This window comes from Pseudomonas sp. CC11G, assembly GCF_056174845.1.
Genome location: NZ_JBWBZC010000016.1, coordinates 58,856 through 73,366, shown reverse-complemented (window position 1 = coordinate 73,366; position 14,511 = coordinate 58,856). Strand labels below are relative to the sequence as shown.

The 14,511-nt window shown below is 60.6% G+C and carries 13 protein-coding genes, 4 tRNA genes and 1 pseudogene; 6 read left to right on the top strand and 12 right to left on the bottom strand.

Going from position 1 to position 14,511, the window contains the following annotated elements; genetic code table 11:
• The first annotated feature begins 124 nt into the window (after positions 1-124).
• On the top strand, positions 125-862 hold the full coding sequence (locus AC0V2S_RS18505; protein ID WP_475511002.1) for an HAD family phosphatase: 738 nt from the start codon (positions 125-127) through the stop codon (positions 860-862).
• A gap of 130 nt (positions 863-992) precedes the next feature.
• Positions 993-1,256, top strand: coding sequence for a DUF4404 family protein (locus AC0V2S_RS18500; RefSeq protein ID WP_475511001.1), 264 nt, complete (start codon positions 993-995; stop codon positions 1,254-1,256).
• A 70-nt stretch (positions 1,257-1,326) separates the two neighbouring features.
• Here AC0V2S_RS18500 and queF read toward each other — a convergent pair whose 3' ends face one another.
• The 5 genes from queF to AC0V2S_RS18475 all read right to left on the bottom strand — a co-directional run bounded on the left by queF (position 1,327) and on the right by AC0V2S_RS18475 (position 5,469).
• Positions 1,327-2,157, bottom strand: coding sequence for an NADPH-dependent 7-cyano-7-deazaguanine reductase QueF (queF, locus tag AC0V2S_RS18495; RefSeq protein WP_475511000.1), 831 nt, complete (start codon positions 2,155-2,157; stop codon positions 1,327-1,329).
• A 71-nt stretch (positions 2,158-2,228) separates the two neighbouring features.
• Entirely contained in the window at positions 2,229-3,008 is a 780-nt protein-coding gene (locus tag AC0V2S_RS18490; protein WP_475511037.1) for an ABC transporter permease, read from the bottom strand.
• 11 nt (positions 3,009-3,019) lie between these two features.
• Positions 3,020-3,952, bottom strand: coding sequence for an ATP-binding cassette domain-containing protein (locus AC0V2S_RS18485; RefSeq protein WP_475510999.1), 933 nt, complete (start codon positions 3,950-3,952; stop codon positions 3,020-3,022).
• Positions 3,953-4,075: 123 nt separating this feature from the next.
• Positions 4,076-4,696 carry a glutathione S-transferase family protein gene (locus AC0V2S_RS18480; protein ID WP_475510998.1) on the bottom strand — a complete coding sequence of 207 codons (621 nt, stop codon included), beginning with the start codon at positions 4,694-4,696 and terminating at the stop codon, positions 4,076-4,078.
• A gap of 116 nt (positions 4,697-4,812) precedes the next feature.
• Positions 4,813-5,469, bottom strand: coding sequence for a transglutaminase-like domain-containing protein (locus tag AC0V2S_RS18475; protein WP_475510997.1), 657 nt, complete (start codon positions 5,467-5,469; stop codon positions 4,813-4,815).
• A gap of 159 nt (positions 5,470-5,628) precedes the next feature.
• Between AC0V2S_RS18475 and AC0V2S_RS18470 the strand changes: the two genes are divergently transcribed.
• Positions 5,629-8,076, top strand: a complete 2,448-nt coding sequence (locus AC0V2S_RS18470; RefSeq protein WP_475510996.1) for an acyl-CoA dehydrogenase — start codon at positions 5,629-5,631, stop codon at positions 8,074-8,076.
• A gap of 73 nt (positions 8,077-8,149) precedes the next feature.
• Positions 8,150-8,560 (top strand): PA2817 family protein, encoded by a 411-nt coding sequence (locus AC0V2S_RS18465; protein WP_475510995.1) that lies wholly within the window; start codon positions 8,150-8,152, stop codon positions 8,558-8,560.
• 125 nt (positions 8,561-8,685) lie between these two features.
• Here the strand turns inward: AC0V2S_RS18465 and AC0V2S_RS18460 are convergent.
• The 4 genes from AC0V2S_RS18460 to AC0V2S_RS18445 all read right to left on the bottom strand — a co-directional run bounded on the left by AC0V2S_RS18460 (position 8,686) and on the right by AC0V2S_RS18445 (position 9,093).
• Positions 8,686-8,761 (bottom strand) — tRNA-Gly (locus tag AC0V2S_RS18460).
• A 19-nt stretch (positions 8,762-8,780) separates the two neighbouring features.
• Positions 8,781-8,856: transfer RNA gene (locus tag AC0V2S_RS18455), tRNA-Glu, on the bottom strand.
• 46 nt (positions 8,857-8,902) lie between these two features.
• A tRNA-Gly gene (locus tag AC0V2S_RS18450) sits at positions 8,903-8,978 on the bottom strand.
• Positions 8,979-9,017: 39 nt separating this feature from the next.
• Positions 9,018-9,093: transfer RNA gene (locus AC0V2S_RS18445), tRNA-Glu, on the bottom strand.
• A 223-nt stretch (positions 9,094-9,316) separates the two neighbouring features.
• Between AC0V2S_RS18445 and AC0V2S_RS18440 the strand changes: the two are divergent.
• A pseudogene (locus AC0V2S_RS18440) lies at positions 9,317-10,072 on the top strand (hypothetical protein); the annotation flags it as partial.
• A 161-nt stretch (positions 10,073-10,233) separates the two neighbouring features.
• On the opposite strand, the gene AC0V2S_RS18435 reads toward AC0V2S_RS18440, so the two are convergent.
• Entirely contained in the window at positions 10,234-10,716 is a 483-nt protein-coding gene (locus AC0V2S_RS18435) for a GAF domain-containing protein (RefSeq protein WP_475510994.1), read from the bottom strand.
• Complete coding sequence (locus AC0V2S_RS18430; protein ID WP_475510993.1) at positions 10,713-11,603, bottom strand: ATP-binding protein; 891 nt, start codon at positions 11,601-11,603, stop codon at positions 10,713-10,715. The genes AC0V2S_RS18435 and AC0V2S_RS18430 overlap by 4 nt, the downstream gene beginning before the upstream one ends.
• Positions 11,604-11,708: 105 nt before the next feature.
• Between AC0V2S_RS18430 and AC0V2S_RS18425 the strand changes: the two genes are divergently transcribed.
• A complete protein-coding gene (locus AC0V2S_RS18425) occupies positions 11,709-14,033 on the top strand; it encodes a hybrid sensor histidine kinase/response regulator (protein ID WP_475510992.1) in 2,325 nt (774 codons plus the stop codon).
• Here AC0V2S_RS18425 and AC0V2S_RS18420 read toward each other — a convergent pair.
• Entirely contained in the window at positions 14,017-14,508 is a 492-nt protein-coding gene (locus AC0V2S_RS18420; RefSeq protein WP_475510991.1) for a MarR family winged helix-turn-helix transcriptional regulator, read from the bottom strand. The two genes, AC0V2S_RS18425 and AC0V2S_RS18420, sit on opposite strands and share 17 nt — an antisense overlap.
• Between the last annotated feature and the right edge of the window lie 3 nt (positions 14,509-14,511).

Below are 14,511 nucleotides of genomic sequence, written 5' to 3'. Positions count from 1 at the left end.
GCTAACGAAACGCAGAAAACCGGCGCTGGCGCGAGGCTTTCTCGGCAATTGTCACAAAGTGTTCATCCACACGTCATCGTTGCTCATTAGTTTGGCTATACCCCCTCTCGCTCGGATGCGTGCCATGCCTGCTCTCGCCTCATCGTCTGCCGACTTCACCGCTGTGCTCTTCGGTCTTTCCGGTTGTCTGGTGGACTTTGGCGCGCGCACCCTGCCCGTCACGCTGCAACGCCTCTACCCCGAGGCAGCCAACCAGCCCTGCGCGCAGCTGTCGCCGCATGCTGCACTGAGCGCTGCCCTTGGCCGTGAACCCCACAGCACTGACCTCAGCGCCCTGCAACAGGCCCTGCAGGAGTGCGCCAACGAACATGCCCACGCCACACCGGGCGCCTTGCATGTGCTGGAAACCTTGCAACAACAAGGCGTGCCCTGCGCCTGGATGGACGAACTGCCGGCCAATGCCAGCACCCAACTTGCCAGCGCCCTGCCCGGCTGGCTGACCGGCACCGACACCAGCGCCGGCCGCCCGTGGCCGGCGCCCGATGCTTGCTGGCAATCGCTGTCGGCCTTGAAGGTGAACAACCTCGAGGGCTGCGTGCTGATCAGCGGCGAACCGCGCTTGTTACAGGCCGGTTTGAACGCGGGCCTGTGGACCGTCGGCCTCGCCGCCTGCGGCCCGCTGTGTGGCCAGGCGCCGGCCGATTGGCAGGCCCTGCCGGCACCGGAGCGCGACCACCTGCGCGCCCAGGCCACCTTGAGCCTGTACCGCCTTGGCGTGCATTCGGTCATTGACCAACTGGCCGACCTCGGCCCTAGCCTCGCGGACCTGGTGCAACGCCGGCAGAAGGGAGAAAAGCCCTAAGCGTTACATCTTGCCGTGCGCTGAATCAGGCAAAACGGCAGGCCATGGATTACCCTCAGCTAACCGGCACTCGAACCTTTGGCGCTCGTCCAGGGTCAATGCTGTTGCCTATCACAGAGGGAGAAACACCATGCCTGCCCGCGAATTGCAGCACCAACTGGACTTACTGCGCGAGCAACTGGAAAGCCAGCCGCCGGTTTCCGCCGAGCAACGCGAAGAACTCGCCGCCCTGGCGCAACAGATCGAACTGCAACTGCAGCGCGAAGCCAGCGCCCCGGATACCAATCTGGTGGATGGCGTAAACCTCGCCGTCGAGCGTTTTGAAGTGGAACACCCGACCATTGCCGGCACCCTGCGCAATATTGTGCAAAGCCTGGTGAGTATGGGGATCTAGCCTCCCCGCCCATAAAAAAGCCCCGCATCTGCGGGGCTTTTTGTTTAAGTCAAAAGAATCGAGGCTAACGTTACTGGCGAACCAACCGGCGATTGTCCGGCTTGATCGGCGCCAAACTGCGGTACGGGTTGATATCCAACCCACCGCGACGCACATAGCGCGCATACACCGTCAAACTTTCCGGGTTCAGCAGCCGCTGCAGGTCGAGGAAGATGCGCTCCACACACTGCTCGTGAAAATCCGCGTGCTGGCGAAAGCTCACCAGATACGCCAACAGGCTCGCGGCATCCAGTGCCGGTCCTTTATACGTCACCACCACCGTGCCCCAATCCGGTTGGCCGGTCACCGGGCAGTTGGATTTCAGCAGATGGCTGTGCAGGCTCTCTTCCACCACGCGGCTCTGGTCGCAACGCAGCAATTCCGGCTGCGGCCGCTCGTAATTGCTGATGGCCACGTCCAGCTCATCAATGCACCGCCCCGGCAACGCGCTGACGCCCTCGGCTTCCACGTCCGCCAGACTGCGAACGCGCACGCCAACTGCTTTGCCAGCCGCCGCGCTGAGGTCTTTCTCCAGCACCGCCTGCAACTCGCTAGCCGTGGCGAACACGCTCTGGTTCAGCGAGTTGAGGTACAGCTTGAACGACTTGGATTCGATGATATTCGGCGAGTCGGCGGGAATGGCGAATTCACCAATGGCCACCACCGGTTTGCCGGAGGGCAGCAGCCAGGAGAGCTCGAAGCAGTTCCAGAAGTCCACGCCCTGGTAGGGCAAAGTGTCTGCCGTCAGCCCCAGTTCGGCCCATTTCGGCGCGCGGGGAATCGGGTACAGCAACGATGGCGTGTAGGTCGCGATGTACTCGCTGGCCTTGCCCAGGGGGGAATGTTCGACGGCGGAATGCATGGCGGCGACCTGAATGAAAAAACGCGGCAAGTGTATACAACTTGCCGCGTTTTTTTAACCGACGGTACGTCTTACTGACGCATGCCGCGACCGCTGACCAGCAAGCGCACGCAAGCGATATACAGCACCGTCGTGGCGCCAAGCATAAAGGCGATGGCAACGCTGATGCGGATATCCGACACGCCCAGAATGCCGTAGCGGAAGGCGTTGACCATATGCAGCACCGGGTTGGCCAGCGACACGGTCTGCCAGAACGGCGGCAACAGGTTGATCGAGTAGAACACCCCGCCCAGGTAGGTCAGCGGCGTCAGCACGAAAGTTGGGATGATGGAGATGTCATCGAAATTGCGCGCGTACACGGCGTTGATAAAGCCGCACAGCGAGAAAATCGTCGCCGTCAGCAATACCACCAGCACGGTGATGCCCAGGTGGTGCACCTGCAATTTGGTGAAGAACAGCGAGAGCAAGGTGACGATAAAACCCACCGCCAGCCCGCGCAGCACGCCGCCCACCACATAGCCGATCAGAATGGTGTGCGGCGAGACCGGCGCCACCATCAGCTCTTCCACCGACCGTTGAAACTTGCTGCCGAAGAAGCTCGACACCACGTTGCCGTAGGCGTTGGTGATCACCGACATCATGATCAGACCGGGCACGATGTACTGCATATAGGTGAAACCACCCATATCACCGATCTGCCGGCCGATCAGATTGCCGAAAATCACAAAGTACAAAACCATGGTGATCGCTGGCGGCAGCAGGGTTTGCGGCCAAATCCGCATAAAGCGGCGCACTTCGCGGTAGACGATGGTGTTCAGCGCAACCCAGTTGGCTTGCAGCTCAGTGTTCAGGTACTCGGGCTTCATATCGCCACCTTCGCCAGGTTTTTCTCCACCAAGGACACGAACAGCTCCTCCAGGCGATTGGTTTTATTGCGCATGCTCAGCACCTGAATGTTCTGCTCGGCCAACTGGCGGAACAGCTCGCTGATACCCAGGCTTTTTTCCACCTGCACCGACAGCGTGTGGTCGTCCACCAGCTGCGCCGGGTAGCCCGGCAGGTTTGGCAGCACGGTGAGGGAGTCTTTCAGATCGAGCAGGAAGGTTTCGACATGCAGCTTTTTCAGCAGCTTGCGCATGCTGGTGTTCTCGACGATTCGCCCGTGGTCGATGATGCCGATGTTGCGGCACAACTGCTCGGCCTCTTCCAGGTAGTGGGTGGTCAGGATGATGCTGATGCCTTGCTGGTTGAGCTCGGTCAGGAACGTCCACATCGAGCGGCGCAGCTCGATATCCACGCCGGCCGTGGGCTCGTCGAGAATCAGCAGGCGCGGCTGGTGAATCAGCGCGCGGGCGATCATCAACCGGCGCTTCATGCCGCCGGAGAGTTCGCGCGAGGCCGAGTTGCGTTTATCCCACAGGCCCAGCTGCGTCAGGTACTGCTCGGCGCGTTCTTTGGCGATGCGCGGCGGGATTCCGTAGTAACCAGCTTGGGTCACGACGATGTCGAACACCTTTTCAAACTGGTTGAAGTTGAACTCCTGCGGCACCACACCCAGGCAACGCTTGAGCTGCGACGGCTCGCGGTCCAGGTCATGGCCAAACACATTCACGGTGCCGCTGGATTTGGTCACCAGGGTGGACAGAATGCCGATGGTGGTCGATTTTCCGGCGCCGTTGGGGCCGAGCAAGGCGAAGAAATCGCCCTCGGCTACATCCAGATCAATGCCGTGCAGTGCTTGGAAGCCGTTGCCGTACGTCTTGGTCAGGCCACGGATAGACAGGGCAGAACTCATAGGAAATACACACTTGTATTAAGTAGAAGTGGAGCGGAAATGGCGCAGCTGCTCACGTGAAGCCGCGCAGTTTAGCGCCAGAACGGTAGGCAGCTAAACAGTTTCCCGGGTGGTTTTTTATTCTCAGGTCAACGCCGTCATCACCGCTGTCTGAAATGCCGGGCGCTGCTTAAGCCGCTCGTACCAAGCCTCCAGATTAGGCTGTGAGGGGCGTTCGATCGGCATTTCGAACCAGGCATAGATAAAGCAGCCTAGTGGAATATCGCCCATGCCGAAGCTGGCGCCGGAGAGATAGGGCTGTGTGGCAAGCGCCGTATCGGGCATGGCCAGTAGCTCGCTACAGCGTTTGATCCCGGCGGCAATTACCTCGTGGTTACGCTGCTCGGGCGGCGTGCGCAGGGTGCCCCAGAACACATCCTTGAACGGTGCCGCCAGGTTAGAGGTGGTCCAATCCATCCATTTGTCTGCCTGGGCCCGTTCGCCTGGGTCTTGGGCATACAGCACGCCATCGGCGTATTTGGCCGCCAGGTAACGCACAATGGCGTTGGACTCCCAGAGCACCAGCCCGTCGTCTTCGATTACCGGTACCAAGCCATTGGGGTTCATCGCGCGGTAGTGGGGGTCGTTAACCACCCCGAATGCACCGCCGGCATCATGTCGGGTGTACGGCACGCCGGCTTCTTCTGCCGCCCACAATGCCTTGCGCACGTTGCTGGAATTCTTGCGACCCCAAATCGTCAGCATCCGGTTGTTTCCTTCTATGTCTGAAATTTCCGCCCAGGCATCCTACCTGCCTGAGCCAAAGAAAACAGACGTGGAAATTGATGTTGGCTATCGAGGCGCTTCATGGTTTGCGCGTTTCAGCCGGCGACTTCCTTGTGCATGTCGCCCATCACCAGCGGCGCGTCGTCGGTGAACAAATGGGGATAGCACTGCTGCAAATGACCGAAAAACAGTTCCTCCGGCAGGTCGGCGAATTGGCCGTGGTCCACCAGGTATTCCATATGCCGTTGGCCAGCTTCGTTGTAGGGCTGGAAAACGCTGTCAGTGAGGCCGTCGAACTCCAGCGGCGCGACCTTGAAGAGTTGACAGAGCGTGAGATTGAACGCCGGCGTGGCCTTTACCCAATGCCCTTCCAGGTACAACTCGGTGTAGCCGTGCATAGCAAACACTTCACTGCGCAGTGCTTCGAGCAGGCGCGGCGTAGACAGGTGATTGCGCACATCCGCCAGACCAATTCGCGCAGGAATGCCGCAGTGCCGGGCGCACGCGGCGAGCAAGGTGGCCTTGGGCACACAGTAACTTTCCCCGGCTGCTAGGGCGGCGCTGCCTTTTAAGGTGTCGGGGTCGCGGCTGAAGCTGTAGGGGTTGTAGCGAATATCGTCGCGCACCGCGTAGTAAAGACTGACTGCCTGGTCACGCAGCACGGCGCTTTGGCCGCGATTATGTTCTGCGAACTCAACTACGAGGGGGTGGTCACTATCAATGAAGCGGCCGGGGGCAAGGTACTCGCGCATGGGGCTCTCCTGAGGGCTACCGGGTGGTGCCAGGCTCAGTCTAACGACCCCCAATCGACCGCGCTCACGACGATCAGGCCAAGCTCGGCGCTCTTCTCGCCAGCCCTACTACGCTTAGCGCAGTTGGCTTCCGGCCTGCCGTCTCATGGAGGATTTTGCATGCTCGCTGTCTGGTTACTGGTTTTAGTTGTGGGTGTGGCGGTACTCGCCCACCGCCGCGTCTCTCCCCTGCCCGCCCTCGGAATTACTGCCGTTTTCCTGGTGGTGATGGGCATCTATAGCCACGCACCCACCTGGCTCATGGCCATTCTCTGGCTGCTGGTGATCGCCATCACCGTGCCGCTGGTGTTGCCAGACCTGCGCCGCAAGCTCTTCACCGCGCCGCTGTTCGCCTGGTTTCAGAAAGTGCTGCCGCCGATGTCGGAAACCGAAAAAGACGCCATCGAAGCCGGTACCGTCTGGTGGGACGGCCATCTATTCAGCGGGCGCCCCGACTGGGACACCCTGCTCGCCTACCCCAAGGCGCAGCTCACCGAAGAAGAACAGGCCTTTATTGACGGCCCGACCGAAGAACTCTGCGCGATGGTCACCGATTGGGACATCGGCCAGCAGATGGACTTGCCGGAAAGCGCCTGGCAGCACATCAAAGAACACGGCTTTTTTGCCTTGATCATTCCCAAGGAATACGGCGGCAAAGGCTTCTCGGCTTACGCCCACTCGCAAGTTGCGATGAAGCTCGCCACCCGCAGCGGCGACCTGGCCTCGACCGTAATGGTGCCCAACTCCCTCGGCCCGGCCGAACTGCTTCTGCATTACGGCACCGACGAGCAGCGCCAACACTACCTGCCGCGTCTGGCCCGTGGAGACGATATCCCGTGCTTCGCCCTCACAGGTCCCCTGGCAGGCTCCGACGCCGGCGCCATGCCCGATGTAGGCATCATCTGCAAAGGTGAGTGGGAAGGAAAAGAAGTGCTGGGTCTGCGCCTGACTTGGGAAAAGCGCTATATCACCCTCGGCCCTGTCGCCACCCTGCTCGGCCTGGCATTTAAAGCCTACGACCCGGATCACCTGCTGGGCGATGAAGAAGACTTGGGCATCAGCCTGGCGTTGATTCCGACCGACACCCCCGGGGTTGAAATCGGCCGTCGCCATCTGCCACTTGGCGCCGCCTTTATGAACGGCCCGAACTCCGGCAAGGACGTTTTCGTGCCGCTGGACTTCCTGATTGGCGGCCAACCCATGCTCGGCAAGGGTTGGATGATGCTAATGAACTGCCTGTCGGTCGGCCGCTCCATCTCGCTGCCCGCCGTGGGCACCGGCGCTGCCAAATACACCAGCCTGGTGACCGGCCAGTACAGCCAGGTGCGCGAGCAATTCAATGTGCCGCTTTCCGCTTTTGAAGGCATTCAGGAAGCACTGGCCCGCATCGGCGGTAACGCCTGGATGATGGACGCCGCGCGCATTCTGACGGCCAACGCCGTCGACCTTGGCGAAAAACCCTCGGTGCTTTCGGCGATTCTCAAGTACCACCTCACCGAGCGTGGCCGTGAGTGCATTAGCCACGCCATGGATGTGCATGGCGGCAAGGGCATCATCATGGGCCCGAACAACTACCTTGGCCGTTCGTGGCAAGGCGCGCCGATCTTTATCACGGTGGAAGGCGCGAACATTTTGTCGCGCAACCTGATGATCTTTGGTCAGGGCGCCATTCGTTGCCACCCGTATGTATTGAAGGAGATGGCCCTGGCCGGCCGCGAAGACCGCGACCGCGCCTTGGTGGAGTTCGATGAATTGCTGATGCAGCACATTGGTTTCGCTATCAGCAACGCCGCCAGCAGTCTGGTTCTGAGCCTTACTCTCGGCAAAATCGGCAGCGTGCCGGGTGACAATTTCAGCCAGCCTTATTTCCGCGCGCTGAATCGCCTGGCCGCAGCGTTCGCCATGCTGGCGGACTTCAGCATGATGCTGCTGGGTGGCGAACTGAAACGCCGTGAACGCCTGTCGGCACGCTTGGGCGATGTGCTCAGCAACCTGTATCTGGCTTCGGCGGCGCTCAAGCGTTATCACGACCTGGACTACCCGGAGCATCTGCGTCCGTCGGTAAGCTGGGCCCTGGAAGAAAGTTTGGGCAAAGCTGAAGACGCGCTGGCTGCTCTGCTGGAAAACTTCCCGAACCGCTTCTTCGGCTGCGTATTGAGCCTGCTGGTGTTCCCGTTTGGCCGCCGCCACAAGGGCCCATCGGATGCACTGGATGCAGAAATCGCCGGCATTATCGGTCGCCCGGCCGGCGATCCGGCACTAGAAGCGGTGCTCGCTGGCTGCTACCGCCCGCAAGACCCAACCGATGCCGTCGGCGCGCTGCAACATGCGGTGAATCTGCTGGGCGCGAGCCACGGGCTGTCGAAAAAGCTGCATGTGGCGGTGAAGGAAGGTCGACTGACGCCAAAACCAGGGGAAACCCTGATCGACGCGGCCGTCGCTGCGGGCGTGCTGCAAGCCGAGGAAGCGCAGAACCTGCGCGATGCCGAAGCTGCGCGACGCCGGGTGATTGATGTCGACGATTTCGCCAAGGAAGAGCTGGTACTGGCTTCCGGTCAAATCCGCTAGTTCAGGTGTGAGACGACAGCGGGCGCGGAGGCATTTATACTTCGCGCCCGTTTTTGTTCCTGAGGAACCGCCCATGTCCAGCCCCTACCTCGATCACCATCTGGCCCTGCTGGCGCACCTGCGCAGCATTCTGGTCGCACTGGGCGAAGCCGAGCAGGTGCCGGAAGAAAGCCATGTGCTGTTTCTCGAGCGCTTCGACGAACTGCTTACCTTGCTGCCGCAAGAGCCTGAGCAAAGCCTGTACCTGGGTCAGGACCTGATGTGCCAAGTGATCCACCGCTACCCGCAAATCGCCCACCTGGTACCACGCGACTTGTTGTGGTTCTTCGGCGGCGACTGCCTGCACTTTATGCCGGACGAGGAAATCACCTTGTTCCAGGCCCTGGACGAGCGCCGCTTTGAGGCCGAACAGAACGACGAACCATTCGACTGGGAGCGCGAGAAGCAATTCCTGGCCATCCCGCAGGAAAGCGCCAAGCACTAAATCACTCGTGCACAAATAAGCCCGCTCGGCATTCAGGCCAAGCGGGCTTTTTTATGGGCGGTGTTGCGACCCTTTTTTCCGCGCAAACAAAAACGCCGCTCAATTGAGCGGCGTTTTTGTTTATTTGGAGCGGGAAACGAGACTCGAACTCGCGACCCCGACCTTGGCAAGGTCGTGCTCTACCAACTGAGCTATTCCCGCAATACATCTACAACTTGAATGGCGTCCCCTAGGGGACTCGAACCCCTGTTACCGCCGTGAAAGGGCGGTGTCCTAGGCCACTAGACGAAGGGGACATCAACCTTTTTACCAGCAACGCTTTACAGCACTGCCTTTCAAATTTGGAGCGGGAAACGAGACTCGAACTCGCGACCCCGACCTTGGCAAGGTCGTGCTCTACCAACTGAGCTATTCCCGCATCTACAACCTACATCTATACCGCGTACTGCTTGGAAAATGGCGTCCCCTAGGGGACTCGAACCCCTGTTACCGCCGTGAAAGGGCGGTGTCCTAGGCCACTAGACGAAGGGGACACAGGTTGTGCGTGACGCACATTTTCCATTCTCCTCAGCGCTTGGTTGGTGCCTTACGCTGCGAAGTGGCGCGAATTCTAGGGAGCCTTTTGAATGTCGTCAACACTTCAGTGAAAATTATTTTAAATCAATGACTTCTGCTTAGATCGTAGGGGATGTCTATCCGCGATAGCACATAGGCACTACACTCGGGCAAAACCCAGTAGTCGAGAGGTTGTATAAGGTGTCCCCACTCGTAATCACTCTACTGATAGTAGCCGGCATCGTGGTGCTGTTTCTGATCGGCTACATCAACCATATGGTAGAGAATAATAAACTGGAGAAGGCTCGCCAGAAGGCCGACCTCGCCGATCGCCTGCGTCGCTGTGCGGACGTGTCGGACTCGCTCCCCGGCCAGTTTATGACCCCTGCTCTCAAACTCCTCCTTACCCGCTTTATGCTGCACTTCGCCGAGCGTCTGTTAGCCGTCGACAAGAACCAGCCCAAGGTCAAAGACCGCGTCGAGGAATTGCGCGGCCTGGTTGCCCAGGGCGACGCCATTCCCGTGCGCAATCAGCCGCAGCTGATCCACAACGAGGTGAAAGCCAAAGAAGTCCGCGTGGTGCTGGAAATTCTCCACGGGCAAATCACTCGCGCCGCCCAGGACAACCTGCTGCCTTCCGGCGAAGCCAAGCAATGGCTGGAAGAGGTTCGGCATATTCTGGTGCAGCTGCATATCGAGCTATTTACCAATGCCGGCCAGAACGCCATGCAGCAGGGCCAACCGGGCCATGCACGCCTGGCCTTTGAGCGCGGCGTGCAGTACATCCGCAAGCAGCCCGATGCCAAACGCTACGTCACACCGCTTAGCCTGCTGGAAAAGCAGCTGGCGCGCGCCAACTCCATGGTGCTGGAAAACAACAAGCCGGTCGTGGACGAAGCCAACGAGCTTACCGACGGGATGAAGTCCTTGGATGGCGACGACGATTGGAAGAAAAGAACATGTATGACTGAGGCCATTCCAGCGCCCATAAAAAAGCCCGGTTCGATGCCGGGCTTTTTTGTGGGCGCTGGAATGTTGGGCTTCGTCTTCGGCTCAACCCAACCTACGCGCTCCCTGAACCGTAGGTTGGGGTGAGTGCAACGAAGCCCAACTCGATCTCAACACTCAGTCAACCGCAGAAAAATCGCCGCCAGGTTTTCAATCCCGCGCTGGTCAACCTCGCTAAAGCGAGAAAGCTTCGGACTGTCCAGGTCCAGCACCCCAATCAACCGCCCTTCTTTCACCAACGGCACCACCAACTCGCTGTTGGACGCGCTGTCGCAGGCGATATGACCGGGGAACGCATGCACGTCTTCCACCCGTTGCGTTTGCAACGTGCTGGCCGCCGCGCCGCAGACGCCTTTGCCAAACGGAATACGCACGCAGGCCACCTGGCCCTGAAACGGACCCAATACCAGCTGCTCCTGCTTGTTCAGGTAGAAACCGGCCCAGTTCAGGTCGTCCAGCTGCGTATACAGAAATGCCGAGAACTGCGCCGCGTTGGCGACAAAATCGCGCTCATCGGCCAATAGCGCCTCAAGCTGCGCGGCCAGCAGGCCATACCCTTCCAGCCCGGTGCCGGTTTGCTGCAGATCGATCACGACTGTTTCTCCAGTAATTGCAGGCCCACCCAATTGCGGGCGAACTGATAGGCGCATCGGCCGTTACGGTTGCCACGGCTAGTGGCATAGCGTGCGGCGAGCACGCCCAATTCTTCAGTCCATTCCCAGTCCAGGTTGGACTGTTTGGCCAGCACGCCAATCCAGTGGCGCACCACGTCGTGGAAGTGTTCCTGGGTAAACGGATAGAACGACAGCCACAGGCCAAAGCGGTCCGACAGGGCAATCTTGTCTTCCACCGCTTCGCTGGGGTGCAGCTCGCCGTTGACCATCTTGCTGTCGAGGTTATCGCTCTCCTTTTCCGGCACCAGGTGACGGCGGTTAGAGGTGGCGTACAGCAGCACGTTTTCCGGCGCGCGCTCCAGCGAGCCGTCGAGCACGCTCTTGAGCACGCGGTAGTCGCCCTCGCCCGCCTCAAACGACAGATCGTCGCAGAACAGCACAAAGCGCTGCGGCAGCTTGGCTATCAATTCGACGATACGCGGCAAGTCGGCCAGGTAATCACGCTCGATCTCGATCAACCGCAAGCCCGAACCGGCCAGCTCAGCCAGCAGCGCGCGCACCAGCGACGATTTGCCGGTACCCCGCGCGCCCCACAGCAGCGCGTGGTTGGCCGGCAAGCCAGCGACGAATTGACGAGTGTTGCGCGCCAGGTGATCGCGCTGGGTGTCAACGCCGATCAAGTCGGTCAGGCGCATGTCCAGGCTCACCTGCAGCGGTTGCAGGTAGCCGCCACGGCCCTCGCGGTGCCAACGGGCGGCGACGGTGTCGTTCCAGTCCAGCTCAACACGCAGAGTCGGCAGCAAGGGATCAAGGCGCGCCAATACCGAATCGGCACGCTCCAGAAAGGCATTCAAACGGGAGTCCACGACTTACTCCTTTACGGGGGAAAAACTCGATGCAGCCAGGGCAAGCAGCAAATCTATTCAGCTATGCTTGCCATGTGCTCAGAGACGAGGCCGGCTCACTACCCTATGGATATAACGTTCACCCATCGCCTGTCGTTCAAACAGGCCAGTCTGACGGTTCTCGTGGCGTTGATCCTCGGCACCTTGCTCAGCCTGCTGCAGGTGAGCAGCGATTATGCCAGCGAAGACGCCTCGATCAACCGCGAGATACGTGCATTGCTGGAGATCAGCCATAACCCGGCGACCCGCATTGCCTACAACATCGACACCGAGCTGGCCCAGGAACTGGTCGCCGGCCTGTTGCGCTCGCCCGCGGTAATCAGCGCGCAAATCGTCGACGATACCGGCACGAGCCTGGCCAGCGCCAAACGCCCGCGTATCAACAGCCCCTACCGCTGGTTCAGCGACCGCCTGTTTGGCCAGAGCCGGCAGTTCGAAGACCCACTGTTTGTGAGCCATTCGCCGCAGGAAACCATCGGCCTGCTGCGCCTGGAGGTCGACACCTTTGCCTTCGGCGATAATTTCCTGCGCCGCTCCCTGGTCACCCTGCTCAGCGGTTTCGCCTACAGCCTGCTGCTGTCGCTGATTTTGCTGGTGGTGTTTTATTTCATGCTGACCAAGCCGCTCACCGACGTGATTCAGGCCATCAGCGCCCGCGACCTGCGCCGCCCCACCCGGCAAAAGCTGCCCTGCCCGGCCGGCCATGAGAACGACGAAATCGGCATTCTGGTGGACGTTACCAACCAGCAGCTCTCCAGCCTCTCGGAAGAAGTCGAACACCGGCGCAAAGCCGAAGACCAACTCACCCAATACCTGGGCGAACTGGAAAACATCATCTCGGCGCGCACCAATGAACTGAAGGCCAGCAACACCCGGCTAACCCTCTCCAACCAGGAACTGGAAACCGCCCGCGCCCAGGCCAACCAAATGGCCATGGCCCGCGCCACCTTCCTGGCCAATATGAGCCACGAGATCCGCACCCCGCTCAACGGCCTGCTGGGCATGCTCGGCCTCACTCTGGACAGCAACCTGAGCGCCGAGCAACGCCAGCAACTGAGCATTGCCCACAACTCCGGCAAGGTGCTGGTGGAGCTGCTCAACGATATTCTCGACCTGTCCAAGTTCGAGGCCGGCCAGCTTGAGCTGGAGTCGATTCCGTTCGATTTCGCCTCACTGGTGGAAGACACCGCCAACCTGCTGTCGCAGAACGCCGCCGGCAATGTCGAGCTCACCTGTCTGATCGACAACCGCCTGCCGGCCCTGCTACTCGGCGATCCCACGCGCGTGCGCCAGGTAGTCAGCAACCTGCTGTCCAACGCCCTGAAGTTCACCCACAGCGGCCGCGTGGACATTCGTATCGCCTACACCGAGCCGGGTGTACGCATCACCGTCGCCGACAGCGGCATCGGTATCGCCGAAGATGCCCAGGCGCGGATTTTCCAGCCGTTTGCCCAGGCCGGCTCCACCATTACCCGCCAATACGGCGGCACCGGCCTCGGCCTGGCGCTCACCCGGCAACTGTGCGAAGCCATGCACGGCACGCTTACGCTGAAATCCAAGCTGGGTGATGGCAGCGAATTCTGCGTCGAGCTGCCGCTGCCCAGCGCCGCACCACCTGCGCTGCTGCCGGCGTTGCAAGGTCGCGTAGTGGCCATCTGCAGCGGGCAAAGCGGCCTCGCCGACTTGCTGCAAAATCTGCTGCCCAGTTGGGGCCTGAGCTACCAGCGCCTCGACGGGTGCGCCACGCAACCACTGCTGACCGCCGACCTGGTGATTACAGACCGCGCCGACGAACTGCCGCGCCTGCGCGAACTTTTCAAACACACCATTCTGTTTGTCAGCGCTTACGGCAGCTTTCTGCCGAGCGACCAGGCCAGCAACCTGGCGCCCATCCTGCAACTGCCGCGCCCCTTGGCCCGCGCCGCGCTGCATAAGGCGTTGCAGCGGTCGCTGGAACCCGGCGGCGAGCCCATGACGGCACCAATACCGCAAGGCGTGCCGACGGCGCTGGACCAAAAACGCGTGCTGCTGGTGGAAGACAACCCGGTGAACCAGTTGGTGGCCAAGGGCATGTTGAGCAAGGCCGGCTGCGAGGTACTGCTGGCTATCAATGGTGTAGAGGCGCTGGAAGTGCTCGATCGTGAACAGATCGATCTGGTGCTGATGGACTGCAATATGCCGGTGATGGATGGCTACGAAGCCACCCGCCGTATCCGCCAACAAGAACGCTGGGCCGGCCTGCCGATCATTGCTCTGACCGCCAACGCCCTGCCGGATGAACGTGACCGCTGCACCGCAGCGGGCATGAACGACTACCTGGCCAAGCCCTTCCGCCGCGACGAATTGCTGTCGCTGCTTAACCAGTGGTTGCCGGCTACGGCGCTGTTATAAAGCGGTCCAACAGGCCACCGAGCTGCTCGCGCAACCCGTCGAGTTCGTCCAGATTAAAGCCGCTTTCGCACAGCAACTGCTGCTTGAGCGGCAACACCTGCGCCTTTAACGCCAGCCCACCCTCAGTCAACGCCAGATGCACTTCGCGTTCATCACGCGAGCTGCGCTGGCGCGCCACCAGGCCCAGTTGTTCAAGGCGTTTGAGCAACGGGGTCAAAGTGCCGGAGTCGAGCAACAGCCGCTCACCCAGCGCTTTGACCGTCGGTTGCTCGGGCGGCACCTGCTGCCACTCCCACAACACCAGCATCGCCAGGTATTGCGGGTAGGTCAGGCCGAGTTGATCGAGCATCGGCTTATAGCCACGAATCACCGCACGCGACGCGGCATACAGCTTGAAACACAGCTGCTGGTCGAGTTGCAGGGCGGTGGCGGCGTCCAACTGCGGGGCCGCTGGCGGGGCTTCATGTTGAGTCATTTA

What these genes read in the sequence shown, in the direction of transcription:
- AC0V2S_RS18465 (WP_475510995.1), top strand. Translation starts at nt 8,150, where the DNA reads ATGTCCAGCCCCTACCTCGATCACCATCTGGCCCTGCTGGCGCACCTG.
- AC0V2S_RS18505 (WP_475511002.1), top strand. Translation starts at nt 125, where the DNA reads ATGCCTGCTCTCGCCTCATCGTCTGCCGACTTCACCGCTGTGCTCTTC.
- AC0V2S_RS18420 (WP_475510991.1), bottom strand. Translation starts at nt 14,508, where the DNA reads ATGACTCAACATGAAGCCCCGCCAGCGGCCCCGCAGTTGGACGCCGCC.
- AC0V2S_RS18480 (WP_475510998.1), bottom strand. Translation starts at nt 4,696, where the DNA reads ATGCTGACGATTTGGGGTCGCAAGAATTCCAGCAACGTGCGCAAGGCA.
- AC0V2S_RS18485 (WP_475510999.1), bottom strand. Translation starts at nt 3,952, where the DNA reads ATGAGTTCTGCCCTGTCTATCCGTGGCCTGACCAAGACGTACGGCAAC.
- AC0V2S_RS18500 (WP_475511001.1), top strand. Translation starts at nt 993, where the DNA reads ATGCCTGCCCGCGAATTGCAGCACCAACTGGACTTACTGCGCGAGCAA.
- AC0V2S_RS18475 (WP_475510997.1), bottom strand. Translation starts at nt 5,469, where the DNA reads ATGCGCGAGTACCTTGCCCCCGGCCGCTTCATTGATAGTGACCACCCC.
- AC0V2S_RS18425 (WP_475510992.1), top strand. Translation starts at nt 11,709, where the DNA reads ATGGATATAACGTTCACCCATCGCCTGTCGTTCAAACAGGCCAGTCTG.
- AC0V2S_RS18470 (WP_475510996.1), top strand. Translation starts at nt 5,629, where the DNA reads ATGCTCGCTGTCTGGTTACTGGTTTTAGTTGTGGGTGTGGCGGTACTC.
- queF (WP_475511000.1), bottom strand. Translation starts at nt 2,157, where the DNA reads ATGCATTCCGCCGTCGAACATTCCCCCCTGGGCAAGGCCAGCGAGTAC.